Below are 10725 nucleotides of genomic sequence, written 5' to 3'. Positions count from 1 at the left end.
CGTTGCAATATTCAGGAAAGGGTTGCGCTGGCCAGCTTCACGCCAAAGCCGACGAACAGGGCGCCGACGCCACTCGAGGCGCCGGCAGCCAGCCGTTGCCGCCGACGGAACCAGGCCGCCAGACGCACACCGGAGAAAATCAGGAAGCTCAGGTACAGGGCGCTGATGATCTCGAGGATCGTGCCCAGTACCAGGAACGACAGGCCGGGGTAGGCGTAGCCCGGGTCGACGAACTGAATGAAGAAGGAGATGAAGAAGAGGATCGCCTTGGGATTGGACAGGCTCAGCAGCAGCGCCTTGCGGAACGGCTGGTTGACGTCCACTTCCTTCGCCGGTGCGGCGGCCGCTTCCAGCGGGTGGCGCAGCTTCTGCCAGCCACCGCGGAGCATGCCTAACCCTAAATAGAACAGGTACGCGGCGCCGACATACTTCAGTCCCAGGAACAGCATCGGCTCGGCCTTGAGGACCGAGGCGATACCCAGTGCCGACAGGAACATCAGGATCGCATCACCGAGGAACACCGCGCTCGCCGCCCGATAGCCCGAAGCCACGCCGCGCTGGGCGGCGGTGGCAAGGACGAACAGCGAGTTCGGCCCCGGCAGCAGGACGATGAACAATGTACCCAGGACGTAGGTCCAGAGGTCGGTGATTCCCAGGGTCGGCATCATCTTCTTTCCCTCTTCGGGCTCAGTCTCAGCGGCGCTAGGCCATCGCCGCGATGAAGCGGTCGAACAGCGGAGCCACGTCGTGCGGGCCAGGGCTGGCTTCCGGGTGACCCTGGAAGCTGAAGGCCACTTTGTCGGTGCGCTCGACGCCCTGCAGGGTGCCGTCAAACAGCGACTTGTGGGTAGCGCGCAGGTTGGCCGGCATGCTCGCCTCGTCCACGGCGAAACCGTGGTTCTGGCTGGTGATCATCACCACGCCGGAATCCAGGTCCTGCACCGGGTGGTTGGCGCCATGGTGGCCGTGGCCCATCTTCACAGTCTTGGCGCCGGAAGCCAGAGCCAGCAGTTGGTGCCCCAGGCAGATGCCGAAGATCGGCGTCTCGGTGTCGAGGAACTCGCGGATGGCCTGGATGGCGTAGTCGCACGGCTCGGGGTCGCCTGGGCCGTTGGAGAGGAAGATGCCGTCCGGGTTCAGGGCGAGCACTTCGCTGGCCGGTGTCTGCGCCGGCACGACGGTCAGGCGGCAACCACGGGCGACCAGCATGCGCAGGATGTTCAGCTTCACGCCGAAGTCATAGGCGACTACATGGTACGGCAGGTCAGCGGCGGCGATTTCCGGATGGCTGTCGGTTTCCAGGTTCCAGACGCTGGAGCGCCACTCGTACTTCTCGGTGGAGGACACGACTTTAGCCAAGTCCATGCCTTTCAGGCCCGGGAAGCCGCGCGCCAGTTCGAGAGCTTTTTCCTCGGTGGCGTCGTCGCCAGCCAGGATGCAGCCGTTCTGCGAACCCTTTTCGCGCAGGATGCGAGTCAGGCGACGGGTGTCGATGCCAGCGATGGCAACGGTGCCGTTCTCTTTCAGGTAGTCCGGCAGGGACTGCTTGTCGCGCCAGCTGCTGGACAGCAGCGGCAGGTCACGAATGATCAGGCCGGCGGCCCAGACCTTGTTCGACTCGGCATCTTCCGGCGTGGTGCCGGTGTTGCCGATGTGCGGGTAGGTCAGGGTGACGATCTGTTGGGCGTAGGAAGGATCGGTAAGGATTTCCTGGTAGCCGGTCATGGCGGTGTTGAACACCACCTCTCCGACGGTCTGGCCGTCGGCGCCGATGGCTTCACCGCGAAAAACGCTGCCGTCGGCAAGTGCAAGTATGGCTGGCTTAGTCAAGAAGACCTCCCGTAGTTCAAGCCTGGCTGGGCGTGCGCAGATTGTAAAAAAGCGGGATGACATCAGAAGAAGTCATCCCGCTTTTTATGTGATTCATGCTGCGCTGCTTTTAGTGGACACACTAAAGCTGTAGTTTACAGAAATGCGACATCATGGTCCACCTTTTGCACGACGTATGGCCATACCACTCAGCGAAGGCCGAGCACGTCCTGCATGTCGTACAGGCCGTTGGCCTGCCCTTCCAGCCACTGTGCCGCACGCACGGCACCGCGAGCGAAGGTCATGCGGCTCGAGGCCTTGTGAGTGATCTCCACGCGCTCGCCATCAGCAGCGAACAACACAGTGTGATCGCCCACTACATCGCCAGCACGCACGGTGGCGAAGCCGATGGTCTCGCGCGGACGGGCGCCGGTCTGGCCTTCACGACCGTACACAGCCACTTTCTCCAGATCACGACCCAGCGCATTGGCCACCACTTCACCCATGCGTAGCGCGGTGCCGGACGGCGCGTCGACCTTGTGGCGGTGGTGCGCCTCGAGGATCTCGATATCCACGTCGTCACCCAGAACGCGGGCAGCGGTGTCGAGCAGCTTCAGGCAGAGGTTCACGCCGACGCTGTAGTTGGCCGCGAAGACGATCGGAATATCCTTCGCCGCTTCGTTCAGCAGTTCCTTCTCCGCCGCGGAGAAGCCGGTGGTGCCAATAACCATGGCCTTGCCGGCCTTACGGCAGACTTCCAGGTTCTTCAGGGTCACGGTCGGGTGGGTGAAGTCGATCAGCACGTCGAACTCGTCGACCACCTTGGCCAGGTCGCCCGACAGCGGCACGCCGATACGACCCAGGCCGGCCAGTTCGCCCGCGTCAGCGCCCACCAGCGTGCTGTCCGGGCGGTCGACCGCCGCCGTCAGGCCTGCGCTGCCATTGGTCTGCTGGACAGCTTCAATCAGGGTCTTGCCCATGCGCCCGGCGGCGCCCATTACGGCTATACGTCGCATATAAAACAGCTCCCAGCTAAAAAAGCCCCGGACGACTCGCATCGCCGGGGCCCTGCATCATAGATCGTCGAAGAAGCGCTTCATGCCCTCGAACCAGCCACTGGCCTTGGGCGAATTGGAAGAGTTGCCCTGCAGGGTACCGCGGAACTCTTCAAGGAGTTCGCGTTGACGCTTGTCCAGTTGCACGGGCGTCTCCACGACCACGCGACACATCAGGTCGCCAGCACCGCCGCCGCGCACCGGGGCAACGCCCTTGCCGCGCAGGCGGAACAGCTTGCCGGTCTGGGTACCCTCGGGAATCTTCAGCTTCACGCGGCCATCCAGGGTCGGCACTTCCAGCTCGCCACCCAGGGCGGCATCGGCGAAGCTGATCGGTACCTCGCAGTACAGGTGCTTGCCGTCGCGCTGGAAGATATCGTGCTCGCGCACGTTCACCACTACGTAAAGGTCGCCCGCCGGGCCACCATGGGCGCCGGCCTCGCCTTCGCCGGTCAGACGGATGCGGTCACCAGTATCGACGCCGGCCGGCACTTTCACCGACAGGGTCTTGTGCTCTTCCACCCGGCCCTGGCCATGGCAGGAACCACAGGGGTCGGTGATCATCTTGCCGCTGCCATGGCAACGCGGGCAGGTCTGCTGCACCGAGAAGAAGCCCTGCTGCATGCGCACCTGGCCGATACCACCGCAAGTGGTACAGGTGACCGGCGTGGTGCCGGGCTTGGCGCCGCTGCCGCTGCAGGTCTTGCAGCCGACCAGGGTGGGAACGCGAATGGTCACGGTGGTGCCGCGAACTGCGTCTTCCAGGTCGAGATCGAGGGTGTAGCGCAGGTCCGCGCCACGGGCCGGGCCGCCACGGGAACCGCCGCGACCGCCGCCGCCACCGAAGAAATCACTGAAGACATCGCCGAAGATGTCCGAGAAGCTCGCGCCGCCGAAGCCGGCACCGCCGCCACCCATCTGCGGGTCGACGCCGGCATGGCCGTACTGGTCGTAGGCCGCGCGCTTGCTGGCGTCGGACAGGACCTCGTACGCCTCGTTGGCCTCCTTGAATTTATCCTCGGCCTCCTTGTCGCCGGGATTGCGGTCCGGGTGGAACTTCATGGCGAGCCGGCGATAGGCCTTCTTCAGGTCCGCTTCGCTGGCGCCGCGCTCGACACCCAGTACCTCGTAAAAATCACGTTTGGCCATAACTTTCCTGCACTCTAAAAACCGTTCCCCCAGACACGCCAACGCGGGAGCAAGCCCCCGCGTGACGTTTCATGCGCACCGACACGCTGGTCGGTGCGCCGGAGCGGAAGCAAGCACGCGGCTTACTTGTTCTCCTTGACCTCTTCGAACTCGGCGTCGACGACATCGTCGCCAGCCTTGTCGTCAGCGGCCTCGCCCTGAGCGGCAGCACCCGGCTGCGGCTGTTCGGCGTACATCTTCTGCGCCAGCGGGGTGGACGCCTGGGACAGCGCGTTCATCTTCGCTTCGATCTCGGCCTTGTCGTCGCCTTTCACGGCAACTTCCAGCTCGCCGAGAGCTTTCTCGATGGCAGCCTTCTCCTCGGCAGTGGCCTTGTCGCCAGCCTCGGTGACCATCTTGCGAGTGGCGTGAACCAGCGCGTCGCCCTGGTTGCGGGCTGCGGCCAACTCCTCGAACTTGCGGTCTTCCTCGGCATTCGCTTCGGCGTCGCGGACCATCTGCTGGATCTCGTCCTCGGACAGACCGGAAGAGGCCTTGATCACGATGGACTGCTGCTTGCCGGTGGCCTTGTCCTTGGCGCCCACATGCAGGATGCCGTTGGCGTCGATGTCGAAGGTCACTTCGATCTGCGGCACACCGCGCGGAGCCGGCGGGATGTCGGCCAGGTCGAACTTGCCCAGCGACTTGTTCTGGCCGGCTTGCTTGCGCTCGCCCTGCAGAACGTGGATGGTCACGGCGCCCTGGTTGTCATCGGCAGTGGAGAACACCTGCGACTTCTTGGTCGGGATGGTGGTGTTCTTGTCGATCAGCGCGGTCATCACGCCACCGAGGGTTTCGATACCCAGGGTCAGCGGGGTGACGTCGAGCAGCAGCACGTCCTTCACGTCGCCGGCCAGTACGGCGCCCTGGATGGCAGCACCCATGGCAACGGCTTCGTCCGGGTTGACGTCCTTGCGCGCTTCCTTGCCGAAGAACTCGGCAACGGTCTTCTGCACCAGCGGCATGCGGGTCTGGCCGCCGACCAGGATCACTTCGTCGATCTTCGACACGTCCAGGCCTGCGTCCTTGAGCGCAACGCGGCACGGCTCGATGGTACGGGTGACCAGGTCTTCCACCAGGGATTCCAGCTTGGCGCGGGAAACCTTGACGTTCAGGTGTTTCGGGCCGGAGGCGTCAGCAGTGACGTACGGCAGGTTGACGTCGGTCTGCTGGGTCGAGGACAGCTCGATCTTGGCTTTTTCGGCCGCTTCCTTCAGGCGCTGCATGGCCAGCGGGTCGCCCTTGAGGTCCATGCCGGATTCTTTCTTGAATTCCTCGACGAGGTAATCGATCAGGCGCAGGTCGAAGTCTTCACCACCCAGGAAGGTGTCGCCGTTGGTGGCCAGTACTTCGAACTGGTGCTCGCCATCGACTTCTGCGATCTCGATCACGGAAACGTCGAAGGTACCGCCGCCCAGGTCATACACGATGATGGTGTGGTCGCCCTTGGCCTTGTCCAGGCCGTAGGCCAGCGCGGCCGCGGTCGGTTCGTTGATGATGCGCTTGACGTCCAGACCGGCGATACGGCCGGCGTCCTTGGTGGCTTGACGCTGGCTGTCGTTGAAGTAGGCCGGAACGGTGATGACCGCTTCGGTGACCGGCTCGCCCAGGTAATCCTCGGCGGTCTTCTTCATCTTTTTCAGGACTTCAGCGGAGACCTGCGGCGGAGCCATCTTCTGACCCTTGGCCTCGACCCAGGCGTCGCCATTGTCAGCCTTGACGATCTTGTACGGCACCATCTTGATGTCTTTCTGTACGACGTCTTCTTCGAAGCGACGGCCAATCAGGCGCTTCACGGCGTACAGGGTGTTGGTCGGGTTGGTCACGGCCTGGCGCTTGGCCGGCTGACCTACCAGGATTTCGCCGTCGTTGGCGTAGCCGATGATCGACGGGGTGGTACGAGCGCCTTCGGCGTTCTCGATGACCTTGACGTTACCGTTCTCCAGGATGGACACACAGGAGTTGGTGGTCCCCAGGTCGATACCAATGATTTTGCCCATATTTCACTCTCCAGAAATTAGATTCCGCGCTGACCCTGTTGCGGGTCTTTGGCTCGGTTGATTACCCAGATGGGGACCGGGTGGTGGATTTCAAGCCTTCTCGTCGATCGAAGGCGGAGTTTGTTCAGGTGCCTTGCTGACCACGACCATGGCCGGACGCAGCAGGCGACCGTTGAGCAGGTAACCCTTCTGGAACACCTTGACCACGCTACCCGGCTCGAGACGGATGCTCTCTTCCATGGCCATGGCCTGGTGGTGTTCGGGGTTGAACGGCTCGCCGTGCGGGTCGACCGGCTCGAGGTTGTAGCGCGCCAGCGTGTCGTGGAACATCTTCAGCGTCAGCTCGATGCCTTCGCGCATCGGCTTGATTGCTTCGTCTTCCGGGTTCGACATCTCCAGCGCGCGCTCGAGGGTATCGACGATCGGCAGCAGGTCGCCGGCGAATTTCTCCAGGGCGAACTTGTGCGCCTTCTCCACGTCCTGCTCGGCACGGCGGCGGACGTTCTGCAATTCAGCGACGGCACGCAGGCTTTGATCCTTCGCCGCGGCGACCTGTTCTTCCAGCTCCAGCACGCGGGCGTTCAGGTCCCCGGTAGCGCCGGTTTCCGGCTGCTCGTTGAACTGGGAATCCTGAGTCTGTTGTTCGTCAGACATGCCACTCTCCTAAAAAAGAAAATAAGCCTTTGAAAACAAAGCGAACCCAATGGTCCGCGGCTCTGCCGACTATATGGGGCGCCTTTTTTTGACTTCAAGGGCGGCAAGCTCAAGGCACCCACATCAAGCACCCCACAGACGACGAAGGAGAATTGCCAGCGGCCGAAAATACTGTATAAATAACCAGACATTTCTACGGAGCCGCCGCCCATGCTGGTTCACCTGTCTGTGCACAACTACGCCATCGTCGAGCACCTCGATCTCGAGCTCGCCGCCGGCATGACCGTGATCACCGGCGAGACGGGCGCCGGCAAGTCGATCATGCTCGACGCCCTCGGCCTCGCCCTCGGTGACCGCGCCGACAGCGGCGTGGTGCGCCCCGGCTCCGACAAGGCAGACATTCTCGCCAGCTTCGATGTCAGTGCGATTGCCGAAGCCCGCGACTGGCTCGCCGAGCGCGACCTGGAGCAGGACGGGCCGTGCATCCTGCGCCGAGTGATCACCGCCGAAGGCCGTTCGCGCGCCTACATCAACGGCTCACCCTGCCCGCTGGGCGACCTCAAGCACCTGGGCGAGTTGCTGATCGATATCCACAGCCAGCATGAGCATCAGTCGCTGCTCAAGGCCGATACCCACCGCCGCCTGCTCGACGAGTACGCCGGCAGTCAGGACCTGGCGCGCCAGGTGCATCTTGCCGCGCAGCGCTGGAAGCAGACCCGCCAGGAGCTGGACCGCCTGTCGCGCAACGGCGAAGAGCAGCGCGCCCGCCACCAGTTGCTCAGTTATCAGCTGGAAGAGCTGGAAAACCTCGGCCTGGGCGACAACGAACTGGAGTCACTGGAGGCCGAGCACAAGACTCAGAGCAATGCCGGCAGCCTGATCGCCGCCTGCCGCCAAGTAGTCGAACTGTGCAGCGAGAGCGATGCCGGCAACGTGCTGTCGACGCTGACCTCCAGCCTCAACCGCCTCACCGCTTTCCAGAGCCAGCCCGCCGCGCTGGGCGAAGCGGTGAACCTGCTGTCCAGCGCGCAAATCCAGGTGGAAGAGGCCATCGGCGAACTGAACCGCTTCGTCGACCACTTCGACGCCGACCCCCTGCGCCTTCAGCAACTGGAAGAGCGGATGGACACCATCTATAGCCTCGCGCGCAAACACCGCGTCCAGCCCCATGAACTACAGGATTTGCAGCAGCGTCTGCTGGACGAACTCGAAGCGCTGAACGCCGACGACGAAGCCGTCGACCGCCTGGGCGAGGAGCTCGCCGCCTACGCCCGCCATTACCAGGAGAAGGCCGCAGAGCTCAGCCAGCTTCGTCGCACCGCCGCACCGCAACTTGCCAAGGCCGTGGAAGTGGAGATGCAGCGACTGGGGATGCCGGGGGGCCGCTTCGCCATCGAACTGCGCGACGCCACTTCCGATGAGCCTCAGGTGAATGGTCTGGAACAGTTGGAATTCCTCGTCAGCGCCAACCCCGGCCAACCACTGAAGGGCCTGGCCAAGGTTGCCTCGGGCGGCGAATTGTCGCGCATCAGCCTGGCGATCCAGGTGATCACCGCGCAGACCTCACGCACTCCCACGCTGGTCTTTGACGAGGTGGACGTCGGCATCGGCGGCCCCACCGCCGAAGTCGTCGGCCAACTGCTGCGCCGCCTGGGCGATCGCGGCCAGGTGCTGACGGTCACCCATTTGCCGCAAGTCGCGGCACAGGGACACCAGCACCTGTTCGTCCACAAGGACCGCGACACCAGCGAAACCCGTACCGCCGTGGCCAACCTGAAGAAGTCCGAGCGCATCGAAGAAATCGCCCGCATGCTCGGCGGCGTCGACCTGACCAAGGAATCCCTGGCCCACGCTCGCAAGATGGTCGATTCCGCAGTCCAGAACTGACCTGTAGGAGCGAGCTCGCTCGCGAACTGCTTGGCCCTGAGGCAACCGGGAATTTTGTTCGCGAGCAAGCTCGCTCCTGCATGGAAGCCCCAAACGAAAACGGCGACCCGAGGGTCGCCGCCTTTGCATCTGCGTACGCTTATTTCTTCTTGCGCACGTAGAGCACCAGATTGTGATCGACGAGCTCGAAGCCGCGCTCCTTGACGATCTCCTTCTGGCGCTTCTCGATTTCCGAGTCCATGAACTCGATGACTTCGCCGGTATCGACGCAGACCATGTGGTCATGGTGACCGCTGTCGGCCAGTTCGAAGACGGCATGGCCGCCATCGAAGTTGTGGCGCACCACCAGGCCGGCGGCTTCGAACTGGGTCAGGACGCGGTAGACAGTGGCCAGACCAACGTCCTCACCCGCCTCCATCAGCGCTTTGTAAACATCCTCTGCGCTCATGTGGCGCTGCTCGGCGGAATCGAGCATCTGGAGGATCTTGACGCGCGGCAGTGTGACCTTCAGTCCGGCTTTGCGCAGTTCGCTATTTTCAACCATGTGTGCTTTCTCGGCGCGGAATGCTTCGCAGCATCTCTCAATACAGGTATGATCGGGATTTCGTCGCTCAGCCAAGATAGTGGAAGTCACCCCTTGATGCAAAACGCCAAGCTCATGCTGACCAGTCTCGCTTTCGGGCTGGGACTCGCCGCACTCGCCGGTTGCTCGTTCCCGGGGGTCTACAAGATCGATATCCAGCAGGGCAACGTTGTAACGCAGGACATGATAGACCAGTTGAAGCCCGGAATGACCCGGCGCCAAGTGCGGTTTATCATGGGCAACCCCCTGATCGCGGACACCTTCCACCCCAATCGCTGGGACTATCTGTACAGCATCCAGCCCGGCGGCGGTCAGCGCCAGCAGGAGCGGATGAGCCTGTTCTTCGGCGCAAACGATCAACTGATCGGCCTCAACGGCGACTTCATGCCCGGCGTCAGCCGCGACGAGTCGATCCTCGGCAAGGACGGCGTTGCCCCGCCGCTGGCCCCGGAAGCGCCGCAGCAGCAGCCCGAACAACCCAAGGAAGAACCGGCCAAGCCCGGCTCCGTGGAAGAGCAGATCCAGAAGGAAGTCGACCAGGTGGAAACCGTACCGATCCCGACTCCGGAACCTCTGGACAAGAATCCGCAATAAGGGATTCGCTCCAACGAAAACGCCCGGCCTATGCCGGGCTTTTTGTTGCCTGTGCCTTCATCGCATGAGGATCACGCATCGCACCGGAATCAGCCGCGCGCCGCCTTGGCCCGCGCGGCCCGCTGCTTACGCACTTCCTTCGGATCAGCGATCAGCGGGCGGTAAATCTCCACCCGCTCGCCCTCTTCCAGCACACGTTCCTCGGGCCTGAGCACCGCCTTGCCGAAGATGCCCAGCGGGCAGCTCTGCACATCCAGGCCGGGAAATTGCGCGGCGATGCCGGACAGCACCACCGCCTCGCGCATCCGCGTGCCGCGCGGGACACTCAGGCGCAGCAGCGCCTGCTTCTCCGGCAACGCGTAGACGACCTCGATGGCGATGCTCGTGGATTCAGCCATGCAGCTGCTTGGCGCGCTGGCAGAAAGCGTCAACCATGGTGTTCGCCGCCTGGGTGAACAACGGGCCGAGGGTGGCCTTCACCAACGCGCCGGCATAGTCGAAGGTGAGATCGAGGGAAATCTTGCAGGCCTTGTCGCCCAGGGCCTTGAACGTCCACACGCCATGCAGCTGAGTGAAGGGACCTTCCTCGAGATTCATCTCGATGCTCTGCCCGGGCACCAGCACGTTGCGGGTGGTGAAACGCTGGGTGATGCTGCCCTTGGCCACGGTCAGTTCGGCGCGCATGGCCGTTTCACTGTCCTCCAGCACCGTGGAGGCAGAACACCAGGGCAGGAACTCCGGGTAGCGCGCCACATCGTTGACCAGGTCGTACAGCGCCTTCGCCGGATAGGGCAACAGGGCCGAACGCTGGATATGCGTGCTCATAGACGTCTCGCTTTGTGTTGTGGGGCATCTGACCGGCATCTGACCGAACATCAGCGCCCTCTGATCAAAAAAACAGCGCGCATTCTCCGAGATTAGCCACGCACCCTCAAGCTTGCATGCCGTCGCATGC

Annotated in this window: 11 protein-coding genes; 2 read left to right on the top strand and 9 right to left on the bottom strand. The window is 63.2% G+C overall.

The window, feature by feature from the left end:
* Positions 1–11 precede the first annotated feature (11 nt).
* The 6 genes from leuE to grpE all read right to left on the bottom strand — a co-directional run bounded on the left by leuE (position 12) and on the right by grpE (position 6706).
* Positions 12–665, bottom strand: a complete 654-nt coding sequence (leuE, locus tag AC2T4A_RS09045) for a leucine efflux protein LeuE (protein WP_156160495.1) — start codon at positions 663–665, stop codon at positions 12–14.
* A 37-nt stretch (positions 666–702) separates the two neighbouring features.
* Positions 703–1830, bottom strand: a complete 1128-nt coding sequence (carA, locus tag AC2T4A_RS09040; RefSeq protein WP_486743137.1) for a glutamine-hydrolyzing carbamoyl-phosphate synthase small subunit — start codon at positions 1828–1830, stop codon at positions 703–705.
* A gap of 188 nt (positions 1831–2018) precedes the next feature.
* Positions 2019–2825, bottom strand: coding sequence for a 4-hydroxy-tetrahydrodipicolinate reductase (gene dapB, locus AC2T4A_RS09035; protein WP_413348048.1), 807 nt, complete (start codon positions 2823–2825; stop codon positions 2019–2021).
* Positions 2826–2882: 57 nt separating this feature from the next.
* Positions 2883–4013, bottom strand: coding sequence for a molecular chaperone DnaJ (dnaJ, locus tag AC2T4A_RS09030; RefSeq protein ID WP_038803372.1), 1131 nt, complete (start codon positions 4011–4013; stop codon positions 2883–2885).
* A gap of 122 nt (positions 4014–4135) precedes the next feature.
* The gene (gene dnaK, locus AC2T4A_RS09025) at positions 4136–6052 is read right to left on the bottom strand and encodes a molecular chaperone DnaK (RefSeq protein ID WP_045216722.1); all 1917 of its coding nucleotides are present in this window, start codon (positions 6050–6052) and stop codon (positions 4136–4138) included.
* A gap of 90 nt (positions 6053–6142) precedes the next feature.
* A complete protein-coding gene (gene grpE, locus AC2T4A_RS09020; protein WP_416750109.1) occupies positions 6143–6706 on the bottom strand; it encodes a nucleotide exchange factor GrpE in 564 nt (187 codons plus the stop codon).
* 210 nt (positions 6707–6916) lie between these two features.
* Here grpE and recN point away from each other — a divergent pair, with 210 nt between their 5' ends.
* Complete coding sequence (recN, locus tag AC2T4A_RS09015) at positions 6917–8593, top strand: DNA repair protein RecN (RefSeq protein ID WP_486743136.1); 1677 nt, start codon at positions 6917–6919, stop codon at positions 8591–8593.
* Between the two features lie 139 nt (positions 8594–8732).
* Here recN and fur read toward each other — a convergent pair whose 3' ends face one another.
* Positions 8733–9137 (bottom strand): ferric iron uptake transcriptional regulator, encoded by a 405-nt coding sequence (gene fur / locus AC2T4A_RS09010; protein WP_009613072.1) that lies wholly within the window; start codon positions 9135–9137, stop codon positions 8733–8735.
* 96 nt (positions 9138–9233) lie between these two features.
* Between fur and AC2T4A_RS09005 the strand changes: the two genes are divergently transcribed.
* Positions 9234–9770 (top strand): outer membrane protein assembly factor BamE, encoded by a 537-nt coding sequence (locus tag AC2T4A_RS09005; RefSeq protein ID WP_486743135.1) that lies wholly within the window; start codon positions 9234–9236, stop codon positions 9768–9770.
* Between the two features lie 89 nt (positions 9771–9859).
* Here AC2T4A_RS09005 and AC2T4A_RS09000 read toward each other — a convergent pair whose 3' ends face one another.
* Both AC2T4A_RS09000 and AC2T4A_RS08995 read right to left on the bottom strand, forming a co-directional pair.
* Positions 9860–10168, bottom strand: a complete 309-nt coding sequence (locus AC2T4A_RS09000; RefSeq protein WP_486743134.1) for an RnfH family protein — start codon at positions 10166–10168, stop codon at positions 9860–9862.
* Positions 10161–10595, bottom strand: a complete 435-nt coding sequence (locus AC2T4A_RS08995) for a type II toxin-antitoxin system RatA family toxin (RefSeq protein WP_416750117.1) — start codon at positions 10593–10595, stop codon at positions 10161–10163. The genes AC2T4A_RS09000 and AC2T4A_RS08995 overlap by 8 nt, the downstream gene beginning before the upstream one ends.
* Positions 10596–10725: the final 130 nt, after the last annotated feature.

This window comes from Pseudomonas sp. PVC-3-1, from assembly GCF_057444315.1.
The sequence above is the reverse complement of the archived record's forward strand: the minus strand, read 5'-3'. Positions and strand labels throughout refer to the sequence as shown.